We start from the raw sequence: 17,540 nt of genomic DNA on the forward strand, positions 1-17,540 counted from the left end.
TAAAATCAAGCTCAGTTGTTTAAACCAAAATATCGAATTTTATGCAAACTATCACCATACGTGGTGCAAGAACCCACAATCTTAAAAATCTCGACTTGGATTTGCCACGTGATCAATTAATTGTAATTACGGGTTTATCTGGTTCAGGAAAGTCTTCTTTAGCCTTTGATACTTTATATGCAGAAGGGCAGCGTCGTTATGTGGAGTCATTATCCGCTTATGCGCGGCAATTTCTAGCAATGATGGAAAAACCTGACGTTGATTCAATAGAGGGCTTATCTCCGGCAATTTCTATTGAGCAAAAAGCCACTTCCCACAATCCTCGTTCCACAGTGGGTACTATTACCGAAATTTATGATTATTTACGTTTACTTTATGCTCGTGTAGGTGAGCCTCGTTGCCCTACACACCACGTTAGCTTGCATGCGCAAACGATTAGTCAGATGGTGGATCACGTTTTAGCTTTACCTACTGACAGTAAAGTGATGATTTTGGCTCCAGTTGTACGTGAACGCAAAGGAGAGCAGGTCCAGTTGTTGCAGCAATTGCAAGCTCAAGGTTATGTACGTGCGCGTATTGATGGCACGCTTTATGAGTTGGATTCTCCCCCTAAGCTTGGTTTACGCACGAAACATACCATTGAAGTCGTTGTGGACCGTTTTAAAGTCAGACCTGATATTGCTCAGCGTTTAAGTGAGTCATTTGAAAATGCTTTAAATTTGGCAGAAGGCCTTGCAATAGTGGCTTCCATGGATGAGCAATTTGACGATCTCGTTTTTTCTTCCAAATTTGCTTGTCCTGAATGTGGATACAGCCTTAGTGAGTTAGAACCCAGGCTTTTTTCTTTTAACAATCCTGTAGGAGCTTGTCCTGCTTGCGATGGGTTAGGGGTTGATCAGTTTTTTGATCCCGAACGGGTCATCCTTGATCCAACTGTGAGTTTGGCCGAGGGTGCTATCCGCGGGTGGGATAAAAAAACTACTTATTATTTTTCGATGCTTGAGTCGCTCGCGCAACATTATGGCTTTGAGACCCATACAGCATTTTGTGATTTGCCGGAAGAAGTGCGCCAAATTGTTCTATATGGTAGTGGACGTGAAATTATAGACTTTCATTACCATCGACCCAATGGCGGTTATATGGTAAAGCGACATGCATTCGAAGGAATTATTCCGAATATGCAGCGGCGTTATCGTGAGTCTGATTCGGGAATGATTCGTGAAGAGCTTGCTAAATATTTATCATCGCGTCCTTGTCAGAGTTGTCATGGTACACGATTACGCGAAGAGGCAAGACACGTATTTATTGATGATAAAAATTTGCCTGAAATTACTGCATATCCCATTGAAAGAGCTTATGTATTTTTTAAAAATTTACGGATGACAGGATATAAAGGTGAAATTGCGACAAAAATTAATAAGGAAATTGTTGAGCGATTAGGATTTTTGGTCAATGTAGGTCTGGACTACCTATCATTAACTCGTAGTGCTGAAACTCTATCCGGCGGGGAAGCGCAGCGTATTCGTTTAGCCAGTCAGATTGGCTCAGGCCTGGTTGGTGTCATGTATATCTTGGATGAACCCTCTATTGGATTGCATCAACGAGATAATGATCGGTTATTAAAAACATTGATGCATTTACGGAATCTGGGAAATACGGTCATCGTTGTAGAACATGATGAGGATGCGATTCGAAGTGCTGATTATGTCCTGGATATAGGGCCGGGGGCGGGGGTACATGGTGGTGAAATTGTTGCTCACGGCACGCCACAAGAAATTATGCAATCGCCAATTTCATTGACAGGGCAATATTTATCCGGGAAACAATCCATAGCGATACCAGACACGCGGTTAGCCGTTAATACCGAAAAAATGATTCATTTGAAAGGAGTCGTTTGTAATAATTTACTTGATGTCGATGTCAGTATTCCTTTGGGTTTGCTTACCTGCATTACGGGCGTTTCGGGGTCAGGTAAATCGAGCCTGATCAATGATACTTTATATCCCAGCGCTGCGAATCTGTTAAATAGGGCAAGTTTATTTACTCCTGGCTCAGTCAAGGAGATTACTGGTTTAAATTTATGCGATAAAGTAATTGATATTGATCAAAGCCCGATTGGCAGAACTCCTCGTTCCAATCCTGCTACATATACCGGTATCTTTACTCATATCCGAGAATTATTTGCAGCAACTCCTGAATCCAGAGCACGTGGTTATCAGCCTGGACGTTTTAGCTTTAATGTCCGTGGTGGACGCTGTGAAGCCTGTCAGGGGGATGGCCTTATTAAAGTTGAAATGCACTTTTTGCCTGATATTTATGTATCATGTGATGTATGCAAGGGAAAGCGTTACAATCGAGAAACTCTTGATATTCATTATAAAGGTAAAAATATTCACGAAGTTTTAGAAATGACTGTTGAGGATGCAAGTCATTTTTTTGCAGCGATTCCAGCATTAGCCAGAAAGTGTCAGACTTTGATGGATGTTGGTTTGTCTTATATTAAATTGGGACAAAGTGCGACTACTCTTTCCGGAGGTGAAGCCCAGAGAATTAAGTTATCCCGTGAGCTATCAAAAAGGGATACAGGAAGTACTTTATATATTCTCGATGAGCCTACGACAGGATTGCATTTTCATGATACCAAGCAGTTATTGGCAGTATTATTCCGTTTGCGGTCGCAAGGGAATACGATTGTAATTATTGAACATAATTTGGATGTGATCAAGACAGCAGATTGGATTATTGATCTGGGACCTGAAGGCGGCAGCAAAGGTGGGCGTATTGTGGCAACAGGGACGCCAGAGCAAGTTGCTCAATGCGCTGGATCTTATACGGGACAATTTTTGAAACCTATTTTGAATGCGCGATAATTTTTCGGCCTGGAATTGACGATACTATTGTCTTGACCAATGGTGCGATTTTATGTGCCTCGCTAATTAGATACTTCATTGTCTGCTTTTCGGTGCTCTAAAACCAGTTTAGCTTAATCAAGTGGATTGTCGACGGATTTTAGATGCGCGCGTTCATGATATTGCATTTCTTTAAATAGTTGTATGCATAAAAGCAAGCTGGTAAGAGTAATGCCCAAGTAATTCCCACCAAAAAATAGAATGGATAGGCGTTTTCGATAACTACTATATTGCATGCCTCGCCAATTTTATAGGCAAATGGCATTAAAAAAAGGATAAGCAGGAACCAAATAAAATAGTAATGTATCAATTTTTCATTAAGAAAAATAAGATTCAATCCGAAACTTAACCATATGCAAATCATCCATGGCGCTGTAAAATAAGAACTAAAAGGATTTGCTTTAAAATAAATATAGTTTTGATGCAGCCAAATCATATCAGTAATTGAGCCAATAAAGCCGATAAGAAGTGCAAAATATAAAGCATTTAGGTAAGGCAATCGATTAATTGACTGCCAGGCGATTTGTACAGCAATAAATAAGAACCCACTTATTGGTCCAAGATATACATTATTTTGTGCTGCGAAATAGAAACAAGCTATCCAGCATAAATAGTAAGATATAAAATGGATACACCATCCAACTTTATTTTTACTCATCGCGCTCACTCTTCCGGTTTACTTCAACAAAATCCTCAGAAATTCCCCTGTTTTTTTTATCATTTTCGATCTATAACTAAATTGTAGAAAATTTTACATAGGAAGAAAAATGAGTACTTTTTTTATTGCCCTTATCATTATTGTAGTACTTATATTTTTATGGGCTATTAGCATCTACAATACCCTAATTCAATTAATTGAGGCGATTAATAACGACAAAAAACAAATAGATATCCAACTGGATCGTCGCTTTAAGGTATTTGAGTCTTTAATCGAAGCTGTAAAAAAATACATGGATTATGAGCAGACCACCTTAAAGGATGTAGTGGCTTTGCGTAATCAAGCTCAAGCAGCTAAAGCTTCAGGGGATGAACAGGGGCGCATTGCTGCAGAAAACCAAATTTCACAGATTGCATCTGGGCTTAATTTAGTATTTGAAAATTATCCTGATTTGAAAGCAAGTCAAAATGTCATGCAATTGCAGGAAGAAATCGTCAATACCGAAAATAAATTGGCTTATTCTAAGCAGGCTTATAACGATGGTGTAGAACGTTATTACGCTAAAAAGAAATCGTTCTTTGAGTCCATGGTGGTGTCCATGTTTGCTTCTGCTCTTGATAAAGACTTTGTTTACTGGGGGCTCCCTGAAGAACAGATTCAAGCGAAAGAAGACTATACCGTAAAATTTTGAGTTTAGAATATGAGTCTTGAAGACTATCATGGCGGCGTAGCGGATTGGCGTGCGCAAATAAAATTGAATCAACGCAAGACACGTGCGGTCATCGCCTTTTTTGTTGCCATTTTTTTTGCTGTGGGTTTCGTTGCTGATTTATTTGTTTTGCAATCGACCTACCCACAGGTCCCTTTACAGCAAATTTTTCTGGCTTTGATTCGGCTGCAGGTCACTCCCTATGCGACTCTTCTTATGGTTGGTTTCGCCGTAGTATCATTGTTAATAACATATGCATTTTACGATCGCATTATGTTATTAGGTACCGAATATCGTGAGATTACACCCCAAACAGCCAAAGATTTGCAGGAACAACAATTATATAATGTAGTCGAGGAAATGAAGGTCGCTGCCGGTTTGCAGTATATACCCAAAGTTTATATTATCGAAGCAGATTATATGAATGCGTTTGCAAGCGGGTATAGTGAAAAATCAGCAATGGTTGCAATTACTAGAGGCTTAATAGAAAAGTTGAATAGGGCAGAATTGCAAGCAGTAATGGCGCATGAGTTAAGTCATATCCGTCACTATGATATTAAGCTAACCCTAATGGTTGCGGTATTGAGTAATATTCTTTTGATTGCGGTGGATATACTGTTTTATTCTGCAGTATTTAAGCGAGATGGAAGACGTGGAGACAATCGATTATTGATGGTTATTATTGTTCTTCGTTATGTCTTGCCTTTAATTACTATTTTGTTGACCTTATTCTTAAGTCGAACACGTGAATATATGGCTGATGCGGGTTGCGTAGAGTTAATGCGTGATAATGAACCTTTAGCTCGGGCGTTACTGAAAATTAGCGACGATCATCAGCAAAATGCGGAGCATTATTCAGCGGAATACGGTAATACGCCTCATGAGCAGGTAAGGCAGGCATCATATCTATTTAACCCATCGGATATTGATCCTGTGAAATCTTTAAGCAATGCTTTTGCAACACATCCTTCGATTGAGCAACGCTTAGGGGCTTTAGGATTTAAGCGTAAATGAAAAACTCTAAAATAAAACAATGATTAGAGAATCTGTGTGACTCTGTTCTTGTATAATCGTATCTTTTAAGTTTATGATTATACCCCAAAAGTGAATACCTTCTCTGAAAAGGAATTTAGATGTGATGAAAATACAATCCTTAATTTTATCAGTTTTTTTCATATGCAATGGATTCTGCGTTAATGCAAATACCTTATCAAAAGATGAAACAACAAATAACACAAAGATTGCGGAGTATCTGAAGAAAATAACACCAGAATTTCTCTATGGATATACCGATTTTAATTTTGATTCAACCTCAGGTGCAAATTTTAACCGGTATAACGGACATTCAAATCTTTATTCTGCAGGAGCTGACCACATTTCCTTGGGTCAGACTATGATGGCAGGTATTTATTATTTTAGAGTTAATAGTGCGCTTAGCTCTGAGTTTTTATTAAACCCAGGATTTGTAACAACCTCAGACCAGACCATACATAACAATACAATTTTCGGCCATATATTTAAAGTGTTCACTCCTCATATTTATGCTGATGTATCAGGAGGTTATGGTTACAATAAATTTAATACGGTAACCGAAATTGTGATGGCTCCAACCCCGTTAATCGCTCAAGCAACTAATAATAATGACAACTGGTTTATCAGCGTAAATGGAATTTATAGAAAAACGTGGAAACAGTTGCTCATGAGAGCTAATCTCGGGGTGTTGTACAGTGAAATTAATACTGGAAGGTATAATTATTTTTTCCCATCTACTGCTATATTTCAAGTGATTGAGCCATTAACAAATAAAGCTACTTTAATTTTGGAAAATATAGAGTTGGGTTATTTTGTTAAGCCCTCAGTAATGCCTTTCATTAGCGGTGGATTAATTCAAGTAGCCCAATTTTCAAATAGTCGTCCACTTATCGATCCTGCAAGCATAATAAACGGTTCTCTTCCTCAATTGAACATGGATAAAAGCGGGTTTCGTGTAGGCGGGGGTATTGCCATAACTTATAAAAATGCAACCATTCGTGTTGAGGAAAAATATTATAATGCCAGTGGAATTTTTCAGAGTTATCAAACTTTAGCTGCATTAGAATATAAGTTTGCTTAAGTCCCCCTTTAGACGATTAAGGGCCTCGCAACTCAACCTGTTGAATTGTCAACGAGGCACCTCGGTGTAATTTATCTTTGCCCACTTTTTGAGGTTTTGTTAAGGAAAGTATTTAAGGACAATATTTAGTGAAGAAGGATCATTATTTCTCACCAAGATCATTAAAATCTAAAGGGACACAAGTTCTTCTAGGCTTTTTCTGGGCAGTACTTATCTTTTTTGTTGATGTAATTCATATTCCTCTACTCAGTTCATCCATTACCCAGCTAGACTATCGAATTTATGATTACATCGTCCAATTAAACTGGCGTCCACATCAAACGATTCCTCGAATTGTTATCATTGATATTGATAATAAGTCAGTGGAACAAGAAGGACGATGGCCTTGGCCCAGAAATAAAATCGCTACTTTGATTAATAAATTAAAGCATAATGGTGTTGTGACCATAGCAACAGATATCGTTATGGCTGAGGCAGAAGTAAATTATGCAATAGGCCTCAAAAATGAGTTGCAGAAATTAATGCCTCAATTATCCCAAGGACAAAAACAGTTGCCTGATTTACTTGAGCAAATTGCCCCCAAAGTGGATAACGATCGTATTTTGGCTCAATCATTATTGGAGCAAAATGTTGTTTTGGGTTTTTTATTTCATAATGATAAAGAAATCAAGAGGGGAGAGTTACCTTCGCCTTTAACTAATCCTGAAGATAAATATTTATACAGAGATGATCTCCCTCTTTATCAATTTTCCGGATATAACGGTTGTTTGCCATTATTTCTAAAAGCGTCGACACAAGCCGGAGCAGTTACGAACGTACCAGATTTGGACGGAACGATACGACATGGGCTTATGTTAGCAAGCTATGACAACAAACTCTACGCTACGTTGGCGCTTGCAACAGCTATGAATTATTTGATGGTTAAACACGTTACCCTTAAAAAACGCCATCATCAATTGTATGGAATTCAAATGGGTAATGTATTTATACCTACAAACGCATATGGACAGATTCTTATTCCCTTCTGGGGGCAGATTGGCGCACAAAATTATTATTCTGCGACAGATATTATCCAAGACAAAATTAATCCAGAACTATTGCAAGGTGCAATTGCCATTATTGGGTCAACAATAATCCTTTTGGCTGATCTGCACCAATCTCCGGTTGCACAATCGTATCCTGGAGTTGAGATGGTAGGAAATATGGTTCAAGGTATTGTCGGGCAGCAATTAGTATCAGAATATGATTGGCGGACTCCCAAAGCTCGATTGTATTTAATACTAATCGGAGTATTTTTTACTTTTTTATTTTCTATTTTGAGTGTTTCCAGAATTTTGATCCTCGCAGTAATAAGTATTATCGGTATCCAGGCCTTATCTATTTATTTGTTCGTCTATCAAAGTTTATATCTACCTATAGCACTGATTTTAACCTTAATCGTACTTCAGACTATAACAAATTATGGCTATTTATTTATTATCGAAAGAAGACAAAAAAAGAAAATAAATCAGCTGTTTGGTCATTACGTTCCAGAGGATTATGTTAAAGAACTTATAGAGTCTCCTCAGCAGTACAGCATGGAAGGACAAGAGCGAAATATGACAGTTCTATTTAGTGATATTCGCAATTTTACAAGCATTAGTGAGAACTTGGAGGCTTCTAATGTGAAGCGCCTGTTAAATGCTTTTTTCACACCTATTACTGAAATAATTTTTAGCTTTAGAGGTACGATTGATAAATATGTGGGCGATATGATTGTTGCGTTTTGGGGGGCGCCTATGGTTGATGAAGAGCATGCAACTCATGCTATTATGTGCTCGCTTACGATGGTAAAGCAAACACCTGAAATCAATGAAAAAATACAGGAAAAAGACTTACCTGCCGTTAGTTTTGGCATTGGCCTGGCAACAGGATTGATGAATGTTGGTGACATGGGTTCAGAGTTCCGCCGTGCATATACAGTCATTGGCGATACAGTGAATCTTGCTTCCCGTTTGCAAGATCTAACGAAATTTTACCAAGTCACTATTTTAGTGAGTGATAAAACACAGGCAGGACAACATCAGTTTGTTTGGAGAACCATAGATAAAATTACGGTTAAGGGACGAAAAAGCGGATTGACTATATATCAACCTCTCGGTAAGGTTGGTGATATTTCTGAAGAGGTTCTAACTCAGTTGGAAGAGTACCATAAAGCTTTAGAGGATTATTATACTCAGAATTGGTCGTCCGCAGAAAAAAAATTTGCTATGCTAAAAACCAAATTTCCAAATGTTTTTTTATATCAGATGTACCTTGAACGCATTAAAGCATTTATGGAAACACCTCCACCTGGAAACTGGGATGGAATTTATATGCATCAGCATAAGTGATCTTTCATTATTTTATCGGAAGATTCTTAATGACAAAGGATTGTAACTACTTTGTAATGGAAAAATTGTACAGGAATATATATGAAAAAAATAATATTTACAGGATTATTCATGCTAGCAAGCCAGCTATTTGCTCAAACTGCAGCCACTGTTTTATTCACCCAGAAAAAAGTCGTAGCACGTCATAATGGTGCTGAACGAGTGATCACTCGCGGCTCCAGCGTAGGAGTCGGTGATGAAGTTGTGACTGGTGATGGTGCTGCGGCGAATCTACAATATTCAAATGGCGCATTGGTTAGTATGGGAGAAAATTCGAACTACAAAATTTTGGCTTATGCTCCTAAGGAGGCGGTACAAATTAAGGCAGAGTTAAGTAAGGGTAAACTGGAAATAAAAACACCAGAAAAAATAAAAGAATCACTTAAAACTCCAATTTTATCACTTGCCATACTTGGAACAGAAATACGTGTTTATGTAGTTGGAAACGTGACTAACATTCAAGTGATTGATGGACTTGTTTTGGCGAGGGGAGAATATCTTCGAGCAGGCGCAAGTGTACGTGTTACCGCTGATGGCATGGTAAATGCTCCTTTCCCTAAAGAGGGTGTGATTAAAAGGACGGCTATAGCTCCTCCCGTAATCGAAGCTAGGACTTACGGCATGGCTGCTAATACAGGAAGTGGTAGTGGTGCTGATAGCGTGTCATTTGTTTCTACCGTTGAGGTCACGAGTACATCAACGAGTACAGCAACAGACGCTGCTCAGGTTGCTGCTATAGCCGATATCTCATTAGTTTGTCAGACTCCTGCGACGCTTTAAGGGGTTACAGCGGCGCTAAGTAAGGCCCAATCCACAGCAAGTGTACAGCCAGGAGTTCCCTGGAATCGTATCCAATAGTTCCTGGCTGCCAAGCAGTCAGGGTACATGTATTGATAATGGTAGAGTCCTTGAAGCAAGTAGAAGGGTAGCCTGGTTGTTTGCAAAGTAGCGCCTGGGATTAAACCTGGTATTGTATTGTTCACTTTATCTTCGGTTTTAATCATTTGAATTATGATTATTCACGAAACCCTACTCCTTTTTTTAATAAAACCATATTGATGGATGTGAGTAACGCTAACATAAGAAAAATAATTCCCATGGCTAACCCGAGATCGACCTCACTTTGACCAATCATTGCTTGTCTCAGTGCGTTAACCATATATAAAATGGGATTCAACCATGATATTTTTTGCCAAAACTCTGGAAGCATATTAATGCTGTAAAATACGCCACCTAAATAAGTGAGTGGAGTGAGTATAAAGGTTGGAATAATCATAATATCATCAAAATTTCGAGCAACCATTGCATTCGTAAAACCTGCTAGTGAAAATACAGCAGAGACGAGCAATACAACCAATAGGGTCATTGGTAAGTGACTTAATTCAATGGTTAAGAAAAAACATGCAATAAGATAAACTAAAATAGCAACGATTAGCCCTCTAAAAACCCCGCCTAAAACATAGCCTAGTAGTAAGAGGCTGTTATGCATTGGACTGACAAGCATTTCTTCTATACTTTTTTGGAAGCGGACACTGTAAAGCGAAGAAGATACGTTACCATAAGAATTAACAATGACCGACATCATAATCAATCCGGGAGCAATGAACATTGGATAGCTGACTCCATCAATGGAGCCGATACGCGGTCCGATTAAACTACCGAAGATGAGAAAGTACAGCGTTGTTGTAATTACTGGGGGTAAAAAAACCTGGCTTGCAATGCGAAACATACGCACAAGCTCGCGTCTTACCAAAGTGTATAATGCAATAACTTGTTTATTGGCCATTTTTTATAAGATCCAAAAAGAGTTCTTCCAAACGATTGGTTTTATTTCGCATACTGTGAATTTTTATTCCGTGCTGGCTAAACAAGGCAAATGCATCATTTAAGTCCAAATTGTTATCGACACGGAGTTCTATAGTTGTGCTATCAATCAAAGTGGGTTTAAAGGGGTATAAATCGGGTAAAATTTCGATACGATTTTCTGTGTTAAAGATGAACGTTTGATGACGGAGTGTTTGTAGTAAAGTCTTCATCGAGGAATTCTTTATGATTTCTCCTTTATCAATGATGGCAATGTTTTTGCATAACTGCTCTGCTTCTTCCAGATAGTGGGTTGTGAGAATGATGGTTGTTCCTTCTGCATTAGTTCGAGCGAGGAATTCCCACATACTGTGTCTTATTTCTATATCTACGCCAGCTGTAGGCTCATCAAGAATGAGTACCTTGGGTTGATGAACTAATGCTCTGGCGATCATGAGCCGACGTTTCATTCCACCAGACAAGTGTCGTGCTATAGAATCCCTTTTCTCCCAAAGACCTAATTGGTGCAGGAGAGAGTTAACTCGTGGTTGTGCATTTTTTCGTGAAATTCCATAATATCCTGCTTGATTTAACAGGATCTGTACGCAGTTTTCAAAAATATTAAGGTTAATTTCTTGAGGTACAAGGCCTAAACAGGATTTGGCTTTCTCAGGTTCTTTTTCCAAATCATAACCATGAATATTGATACTGCCTGATGTTTTATTGAGTAAAGTAGAAATTAAGCCAATGGTTGTCGATTTTCCCGCACCGTTAGCACCCAATAATGCAAAAAAATCACCTTTTTGTATGGTTAAATCAATGCCTTTTAATGCTTGTACACCATTCGTATAAGTTTTATATAATTGTTTAATGTCTAAGGCATGCATAGAAGCTTAAGTGTGAAAGTAAAAGATATCATTATACACAATAATGATATTGTCGCGAGCCTGCTTTTGGTTCAATTTGATTATAAGCAGAGCGAATTGGAAAAAACACCGCGATCCAGCAAAAAATGAGAATGAGTTTTCATCCATCCAGTAATACTGTATCGAGGCTGATGAGTGGTACTCACTTCATGGGGTAATTCACTATTAAAGCAAATGAAACGATTTTCTAATGGCAAAACAGTTTCAATTAACTGATCCTGGGCGTTGTAAAGTTTTAATTCGCCTCCAAATTCAGCTTCCCAGTGTTTGTTTAAATAATATACACATGAAATTTTTCTTGTTTTTTGCGCAGCGAATTGGTCGAGATGTTTTTTATAATAAGTACCCGGTTGATATGCGGCAAAGTGCGATTCAAATTCATGCAAACCCAAAAAAAGTGATTGATTCAATATTTGAGCTAACTGCTTTATTCGTTCTAAAAAGTTTTGTATTGCCGGATTTGTTTCCTTTTCATCCAACCAAAAAATTTCATCAGTGCGGATGACTTCATTCTGATGCGATTCAAGTTTAAGGCCTATTTTAGCACTGCGAAACAATCTTTGTTCATACAATTGGCTTGCCATTGCCTGTAATGATTGACATTGAGATGATTCAAGAAAACCATCGATAATATAGAATCCCTGGTTACAAAGCTTTTGAATAAATTGGTCGGAATCAATCAAAGCACACGTCCTTCAAGCTGATATTCATATTCACGCCATTGTGGCATAAATTTACTCATTAACCCATAAAAACGTTTATTATGGCTTGGTTCCAATAAATGGATTAATTCGTGAACAAGAACATACTCAAGACAAATGGAAGATTTTTTGATTAAGTTGAGGTTTAACCAGATACGCGCAGCTTTAGTATTACATGATCCCCAACGTGTTTTCATTTTTCTTATTCCCCATTCAGCTACTTTGACCCCGATTACTGCTTCCCAGTGTTGAATGAGCTCAGGCAATAATGCCTGCATTTGCTGTTTATACCAACGCTCAAGAATGGTTTGTATTTGAGCTGGTGAACTATTCAGTTGAGTATAACAATATATCAATTCATTATTGATTTTAATTTTTGTGGGGCCGTGATGTTCTTCAATAATTAATAAATACTTTTTCCCCTGGAATGCCACGGTAGATCCCGTTTGAAAGGTGCAATCTTCCTCAATAGGACGATTACGAATCCGTTCTCTTTGCTGATGAATCCATGCAATTTTAGATTCAAGGCTTTGCCTGATAAGCTGTTCACTAAATCGAAGAGGAGCGCTTACCTTAACTAAACCATCAGGGGGGTAAATGCGTAGGTGCATATTTTTGATTTTTTTTCTTGATATTTCTATGGGAATACCATCGAACTCAATGATCATCTCATTAATCTACTTGTAGCCAGGGTGCAGCGCAGCAAAACCCCGATAGCTAAGCTTCATAAAAACCCGGGCTTCGCTGCACTGCGCCCAGGCGTTAGTGACTCCCGAAAAGTTAATTAGGGATCAAATCAAAGCTATTGTACTATCTCTGTGCTCCGATACAAGGACTGTCTATGTATTCGCCATTAATATCCAAAACCATATTCACATTGGCACGTTGATATCGAGCCAGTATGTCGTACTGCTGCTTCGTGATGTAGCCGTAGGAGTTTCCACAATATACCAGTGATGTGGCTCCAGGTTTAGGTTTAACTTGTACCGGTAAATCACATTCCCAACGAAATTGGGTTAAATCGCAATTTGCAAAGGCTAAATTAAAGGGTAAAAGAGATACAGCAAAAGTAACATACCATTTCCTTTTCATAGTGTGCACCATTTGCATGTTTATGTTTTTTAAGTATAGGATAAGATTCAAAAAAAGCATTAAAGGATCGTTATGTTCTCTTCCAGTTCTGAATACATTCAAGCCCTGCGTGAAGGCAAATATCTTCAACTCTTAGGATGGACTGATTTTCTTACCCATACTTATGCGCTTAAGGATGCAGATGACACTATCAATTTTTTGATTTTTGAATGGTTAAACAATGGTTATTTAGAAGAAGATGCTAAAAAATTGGCGGTCTTACATGCAGTATTTGATTTAGAGTCTAGACCTTTGCAAGGAAAATTAGATTATTCCTTTAAAGCAATTACCATTGCTTTGTTTGTTTGCATGGTTTTTCAGAAATCTGGCGTGGATATGATGTTGTTGCCAGAAAAAAAAGTAATGCGAAGTACAGTAAACCAGTTAATTGAAAAAACACTTGATGAGCTGAATGCGTTTACTTATAAGGAGCGATTAGAAGGGATGCAAACCCAGTTTTATCAATGGGTAGAACATGTCGATGCAAGGGAAGTGATGGACGTTTTTCAAAAAATTGATGCCATTACGAGACCGAGATATCTTCTTGAGGATTATATTTTGCACTTGGAACGCATCAAACTAAAAGACGATGAACTGTATGCTACGCGATTAAGTATGGCTAGACGTTTTCTTGGTTATTTATATGAACAAACTGAATTGACACCAGAAGTAGAGGAGGTCATTGCTACTTACGTGAACTCACTTCGTGAATTGCATCCAGGTAAAGGAGAAGTGGAATGTTTGGATGAAATTTCACCTCCTTCAACTCTGGTCCATACCTGGAGGTGGGTAGCTGGCATAGGAATTAGTTTTTTTAGTATTATTTTACGTGAAAAATCAATAAGCGAGTTAATTTCCGGAACAAATCTAACTGTTAATTCAGTTGACACAACTGAACTAAAAAAATAAATCGACGAGAATGGTTGTATGAAAATTTAGTTAAAATTCGGTAATTTTTTAATCTGGTCCCTTGGTATTTGGTGCCGTGCTGTTCATTTCTGCTACACTTAAACGTATATTTATATCTGATAATGATATGAGGAGGGGTTTATTGTGTGTGCTGGAGTTGTTTTGGATATAAAAACCACGTTTCCATTGTTTCATGGAATGTATGTGAATCCACTCATTCTAACTCGATATACAGACTCTTACCTACCTTATCTATTCACAAAGTATTGTTTTCATGTGTTTCAAAGAGGTAAAAATGAAGCTCAAATCACTAATGTTCTCCATACAGGGATGGTTTGATACCAGTTTAAAAGAAAAAAATTTAAAGCAAGGAACAATCCATTGGGCTCGCGTTTATATTTTTATACTGGTCCATTTAAGTTGTTTGGCAGTTTTTTGGGTTGGATGGAGTTACACCGCTGTTTTTACCGCTATACTTCTATTCTATCTCAGAATGTTTGCAATTACAGGTTTTTATCATCGCTATTTTTCACATAAGACTTTTAAAATGAATCGCTTTTGGCAATTTATTTTCGCCGTATTAGGTAATTCAGCTTCTCAACGCGGCCCACTTTGGTGGGCAGGGCATCATCGTCTCCACCATCGCTATACAGAAGAACAAAAAGATCCGCACTCTCCAATCCAACACGGTTTATTATGGAGTCATGTTGGCTGGATTTTTTATTCAGATAATTTTAAAACGGATTACGAATCAGTACGGGATTTTGCGAAATATCCGGAATTACTTTGGTTAAATCGACACGATAATATTGTGCCAATTTGTTTAATATTAATTCTATTTGCTGTGGGAACTCTATTAGAAAGTTATCATCCAGACCTACATACTAGTGGAATGCAGTTAGTGATTTGGGGGTTTTTTATTTCAACTGTGGCTCTATTTCATGTTACTTTTTCTATTAACTCCCTGTCACACTTATGGGGTACGCAACCATTTAAAACGGAAGATAAGAGCCGTAATAACCTTTTTCTTGCTCTGCTTACTATGGGTGAGGGATGGCACAATAACCATCACTACTATCCACGATCTGCCAGCCAAGGCTTTCGTTGGTGGCAAATAGATATAACTTATTATTTATTATGCTTCTTGGAAAAGATTAACGTTATTTATGAAATGAACAAGGTGCCATTAGATTTAAAAAAGAGCAAGTTACACGATCAAAAAATCAACTGATGGAATCGTTTGATGAAGTCAAATAAAAAAATAGTCATCCTGGTTAAACAGCTTATTTATAAAGACCAATTCGCGTCCTAATCTATAAGATCAAGAATAATTCTACATGCTTCACCAATAATAAGGCTATCGAGGTAATGCTTTAATAATCACCACATCGATAGCGTTTCAGGGGAGTTTGAATATCTATTCTTTTCGTGTCCGTATTGTTGCAAGATTAAGGGATTCGAGTTTCTTGATATAAAACCAGCCAAGATCAAATTCATCATTTCTAAAAGAAAATCGGGCGCTTGTAGGATTGGCATGGTGATTATTATGCAACTCTTCGCCGCAAGCAAAGACACCCCATCGAGTAACATTTTTGGAGGTATTATTCACTTCAAAATTAGTATACCCTTTACTATGAGCAATGCCGTTAACATAAAATGTTGCAATTAATGTTTCCATAATTAGCTGAGCACTCCATACGGGTACAGCCCAGATGCCTATGGCTAAAAACTCCAGGAAGAAATAAACAAATGGGCCTTTCTTTGCATGTTTTTCATATAAGTGTTTCTCTAAAAAGTCATTATTACGAATGTCATTGAAGTTTCGAACCATGTCATTACTCCTTGATAAATGAGTAATTTCTATGCCATAAAAAAACATATTTTTGAGTCCAAAAATAACAGGTGAATGGGGATCTTTTTCAGTATCAGTGTATTTATGATGAAGATGATGCGTTGCTACCCATTTTCTTCTTGAGATGCCTGTCGTTAACCACATCCAGAATCTAAAAAAATGGGTTACACAAGGATGAAATTTTACTGCCCTGTGCGACTCTCCTCGATGTAAGTAAATTGTCGTGATAATCTCAGTTAAGTGTAATGAAAATAAAAAGAATATTGCAATATATAACCAATTTATTCCTAAAATACCTTCTCTCAATGAAGGATATATTATGGCCAATATCCACGTACTCCCTAATACAATAATAGAGAGAAGAATTGATTCAATTAGAGCTGAATTAGATTTTTTCATGACAAACACCTTATACAACGTATAAATTTTGACAGTACCTAAAAAATTCAAGAAATTCCCTTCCTAGGCACTCTTGAGATAAACTTTAGAAATTACATATATCCAGTAGTTACCAACATATTTTTTCAGATGAACCCTCACGTTGAAATCATAATTTTTAAGTATAGTTTATTTTTGAACAATTAAAGGAAGAAAGTTGTCATTTGCCCCTGTAAGGACAGGGTAGAGGATAAATAGGTACTAGAGTTGGCTGGATCGATGCTAATTGTTCATGTCAACTACGGTGATTAATTAAGAACAAAATGAACTTATCTGGGAGATATTTTAATAAATTGGTTATATTGGCCAATAGCGGGGGGATTTTGATTTCTGCTTTTTGTCGTTCAATCCCATTTAAGATTTTTTTAGCGGCTTTTGTTGTATTGTAAAGAAAGAATTGGGGAATTTTAAGCTTTTCTGTTAATGGGGTTTTTATAAAGGTAGGCAAAATCGTTGATACAGCTATTTTTTCCTTTGCCAATTCAATTCTTAATCCTTGAAAAAAATTACGAACCGCAGCTTTACTTGCTCCATATGCTTCTGCTCTTGGCAAACAAATATTGGACATGGCGCTGCTCATGCCTACAAGATGTGGACGTTTACTTGCTCGTAAAAGAGGAAGGGCGGCTTCAACACCATAAATCATACTTAAGAAATTGGCTTGTATAATTTCTTCAACAATCATGCTGTCAAAATTTTTAACATCAACCGCTTCGTATTTACCTGCATTAAGAAAAACAACATCAACATAACCGTATTTCTCTTGTATTTTCATTCCTATTTTTAAATTTTGATTTCTTTTTCTTACATCCAACACAAAAAAATCAGCTTGAGTGCTAGAAGCTACCTGTTTCAAGGCTGTTTGATTACAGTCAGAAAGAATGAGCTGATAACCGCGAGCAAACATTTCTTTGGCTACCGCTTCACCGATGCCGGAAGCAGCACCAGTAATCCAGGCAATGGGTTTCATTTGCAAACCT

The 17,540-nt window shown here is 37.6% G+C and carries 17 protein-coding genes; 8 read left to right on the top strand and 9 right to left on the bottom strand.

What is annotated here, in order from left to right; translation table 11 throughout:
- Positions 1 to 41 precede the first annotated feature (41 nt).
- Positions 42 to 2,870 (top strand): excinuclease ABC subunit UvrA, encoded by a 2,829-nt coding sequence (uvrA, locus tag Lpar_RS06300; protein ID WP_058517139.1) that lies wholly within the window; start codon positions 42 to 44, stop codon positions 2,868 to 2,870.
- A gap of 139 nt (positions 2,871 to 3,009) precedes the next feature.
- Here uvrA and Lpar_RS06305 read toward each other — a convergent pair whose 3' ends face one another.
- Positions 3,010 to 3,567, bottom strand: coding sequence for a DUF2878 family protein (locus Lpar_RS06305; RefSeq protein WP_058517140.1), 558 nt, complete (start codon positions 3,565 to 3,567; stop codon positions 3,010 to 3,012).
- A gap of 109 nt (positions 3,568 to 3,676) precedes the next feature.
- Here Lpar_RS06305 and Lpar_RS06310 point away from each other — a divergent pair, with 109 nt between their 5' ends.
- The 5 genes from Lpar_RS06310 (at position 3,677) to Lpar_RS06330 (ending at position 9,580) form a co-directional block, all read left to right on the top strand.
- Positions 3,677 to 4,258, top strand: coding sequence for a LemA family protein (locus Lpar_RS06310; protein WP_058517141.1), 582 nt, complete (start codon positions 3,677 to 3,679; stop codon positions 4,256 to 4,258).
- Between the two features lie 9 nt (positions 4,259 to 4,267).
- A complete protein-coding gene (htpX, locus tag Lpar_RS06315; RefSeq protein WP_058517142.1) occupies positions 4,268 to 5,290 on the top strand; it encodes a zinc metalloprotease HtpX in 1,023 nt (340 codons plus the stop codon).
- Between the two features lie 124 nt (positions 5,291 to 5,414).
- On the top strand, positions 5,415 to 6,389 hold the full coding sequence (locus Lpar_RS06320; protein WP_058517143.1) for an autotransporter outer membrane beta-barrel domain-containing protein: 975 nt from the start codon (positions 5,415 to 5,417) through the stop codon (positions 6,387 to 6,389).
- Positions 6,390 to 6,517: 128 nt separating this feature from the next.
- On the top strand, positions 6,518 to 8,761 hold the full coding sequence (locus Lpar_RS06325) for a CHASE2 domain-containing protein (RefSeq protein WP_058517144.1): 2,244 nt from the start codon (positions 6,518 to 6,520) through the stop codon (positions 8,759 to 8,761).
- An 81-nt stretch (positions 8,762 to 8,842) separates the two neighbouring features.
- The gene (locus tag Lpar_RS06330; RefSeq protein ID WP_058517145.1) at positions 8,843 to 9,580 is read left to right on the top strand and encodes a FecR domain-containing protein; all 738 of its coding nucleotides are present in this window, start codon (positions 8,843 to 8,845) and stop codon (positions 9,578 to 9,580) included.
- Here Lpar_RS06330 and Lpar_RS06335 read toward each other — a convergent pair.
- The 6 genes from Lpar_RS06335 to Lpar_RS06360 form a co-directional block, all read right to left on the bottom strand.
- Positions 9,577 to 9,804 carry a hypothetical protein gene (locus Lpar_RS06335; RefSeq protein ID WP_058517146.1) on the bottom strand — a complete coding sequence of 76 codons (228 nt, stop codon included), beginning with the start codon at positions 9,802 to 9,804 and terminating at the stop codon, positions 9,577 to 9,579. The genes Lpar_RS06330 and Lpar_RS06335 overlap by 4 nt on opposite strands.
- Before the next feature lie 11 nt (positions 9,805 to 9,815).
- On the bottom strand, positions 9,816 to 10,586 hold the full coding sequence (locus Lpar_RS06340) for an ABC transporter permease (RefSeq protein WP_058517147.1): 771 nt from the start codon (positions 10,584 to 10,586) through the stop codon (positions 9,816 to 9,818).
- Complete coding sequence (locus Lpar_RS06345; RefSeq protein ID WP_058517148.1) at positions 10,576 to 11,490, bottom strand: ABC transporter ATP-binding protein; 915 nt, start codon at positions 11,488 to 11,490, stop codon at positions 10,576 to 10,578. The genes Lpar_RS06340 and Lpar_RS06345 overlap by 11 nt, the downstream gene beginning before the upstream one ends.
- A gap of 80 nt (positions 11,491 to 11,570) precedes the next feature.
- Positions 11,571 to 12,212 carry a 2OG-Fe(II) oxygenase gene (locus Lpar_RS06350; protein WP_058517149.1) on the bottom strand — a complete coding sequence of 214 codons (642 nt, stop codon included), beginning with the start codon at positions 12,210 to 12,212 and terminating at the stop codon, positions 11,571 to 11,573.
- A complete protein-coding gene (locus Lpar_RS06355) occupies positions 12,209 to 12,898 on the bottom strand; it encodes a M48 family metallopeptidase (protein WP_058517150.1) in 690 nt (229 codons plus the stop codon). The genes Lpar_RS06350 and Lpar_RS06355 overlap by 4 nt, the downstream gene beginning before the upstream one ends.
- 142 nt (positions 12,899 to 13,040) lie before the next feature.
- A complete protein-coding gene (locus tag Lpar_RS06360; protein WP_058517151.1) occupies positions 13,041 to 13,322 on the bottom strand; it encodes a hypothetical protein in 282 nt (93 codons plus the stop codon).
- A 72-nt stretch (positions 13,323 to 13,394) separates the two neighbouring features.
- Between Lpar_RS06360 and Lpar_RS06365 the strand changes: the two genes are divergently transcribed.
- Together Lpar_RS06365 and Lpar_RS06370 are read left to right on the top strand one after the other, a co-directional pair.
- Entirely contained in the window at positions 13,395 to 14,270 is an 876-nt protein-coding gene (locus Lpar_RS06365) for a helical bundle domain-containing protein (protein ID WP_058517152.1), read from the top strand.
- A gap of 295 nt (positions 14,271 to 14,565) precedes the next feature.
- The gene (locus Lpar_RS06370) at positions 14,566 to 15,501 is read left to right on the top strand and encodes an acyl-CoA desaturase (RefSeq protein ID WP_058517153.1); all 936 of its coding nucleotides are present in this window, start codon (positions 14,566 to 14,568) and stop codon (positions 15,499 to 15,501) included.
- A gap of 186 nt (positions 15,502 to 15,687) precedes the next feature.
- Here the strand turns inward: Lpar_RS06370 and Lpar_RS06375 are convergent, their stop codons facing one another.
- The gene (locus tag Lpar_RS06375; protein ID WP_058517154.1) at positions 15,688 to 16,521 is read right to left on the bottom strand and encodes an acyl-CoA desaturase; all 834 of its coding nucleotides are present in this window, start codon (positions 16,519 to 16,521) and stop codon (positions 15,688 to 15,690) included.
- A gap of 274 nt (positions 16,522 to 16,795) precedes the next feature.
- Positions 16,796 to 17,530, bottom strand: coding sequence for an SDR family NAD(P)-dependent oxidoreductase (locus Lpar_RS06380; RefSeq protein WP_058517155.1), 735 nt, complete (start codon positions 17,528 to 17,530; stop codon positions 16,796 to 16,798).
- Positions 17,531 to 17,540 lie beyond the last annotated feature (10 nt).

This window comes from Legionella parisiensis (assembly GCF_001467945.1).
Lineage (GTDB): Bacteria > Pseudomonadota > Gammaproteobacteria > Legionellales > Legionellaceae > Legionella > Legionella parisiensis.

What these genes read in the sequence shown, in the direction of transcription:
- uvrA (WP_058517139.1), top strand. Translation starts at nt 42, where the DNA reads ATGCAAACTATCACCATACGTGGTGCAAGAACCCACAATCTTAAAAAT.
- Lpar_RS06305 (WP_058517140.1), bottom strand. Translation starts at nt 3,567, where the DNA reads ATGAGTAAAAATAAAGTTGGATGGTGTATCCATTTTATATCTTACTAT.
- Lpar_RS06310 (WP_058517141.1), top strand. Translation starts at nt 3,677, where the DNA reads ATGAGTACTTTTTTTATTGCCCTTATCATTATTGTAGTACTTATATTT.
- htpX (WP_058517142.1), top strand. Translation starts at nt 4,268, where the DNA reads ATGAGTCTTGAAGACTATCATGGCGGCGTAGCGGATTGGCGTGCGCAA.
- Lpar_RS06320 (WP_058517143.1), top strand. Translation starts at nt 5,415, where the DNA reads ATGAAAATACAATCCTTAATTTTATCAGTTTTTTTCATATGCAATGGA.
- Lpar_RS06330 (WP_058517145.1), top strand. Translation starts at nt 8,843, where the DNA reads ATGAAAAAAATAATATTTACAGGATTATTCATGCTAGCAAGCCAGCTA.
- Lpar_RS06335 (WP_058517146.1), bottom strand. Translation starts at nt 9,804, where the DNA reads ATGATTAAAACCGAAGATAAAGTGAACAATACAATACCAGGTTTAATC.
- Lpar_RS06340 (WP_058517147.1), bottom strand. Translation starts at nt 10,586, where the DNA reads ATGGCCAATAAACAAGTTATTGCATTATACACTTTGGTAAGACGCGAG.
- Lpar_RS06345 (WP_058517148.1), bottom strand. Translation starts at nt 11,490, where the DNA reads ATGCATGCCTTAGACATTAAACAATTATATAAAACTTATACGAATGGT.
- Lpar_RS06355 (WP_058517150.1), bottom strand. Translation starts at nt 12,898, where the DNA reads ATGATCATTGAGTTCGATGGTATTCCCATAGAAATATCAAGAAAAAAA.
- Lpar_RS06360 (WP_058517151.1), bottom strand. Translation starts at nt 13,322, where the DNA reads ATGAAAAGGAAATGGTATGTTACTTTTGCTGTATCTCTTTTACCCTTT.
- Lpar_RS06365 (WP_058517152.1), top strand. Translation starts at nt 13,395, where the DNA reads ATGTTCTCTTCCAGTTCTGAATACATTCAAGCCCTGCGTGAAGGCAAA.
- Lpar_RS06370 (WP_058517153.1), top strand. Translation starts at nt 14,566, where the DNA reads ATGAAGCTCAAATCACTAATGTTCTCCATACAGGGATGGTTTGATACC.
- Lpar_RS06375 (WP_058517154.1), bottom strand. Translation starts at nt 16,521, where the DNA reads ATGAAAAAATCTAATTCAGCTCTAATTGAATCAATTCTTCTCTCTATT.
- Lpar_RS06380 (WP_058517155.1), bottom strand. Translation starts at nt 17,530, where the DNA reads ATGAAACCCATTGCCTGGATTACTGGTGCTGCTTCCGGCATCGGTGAA.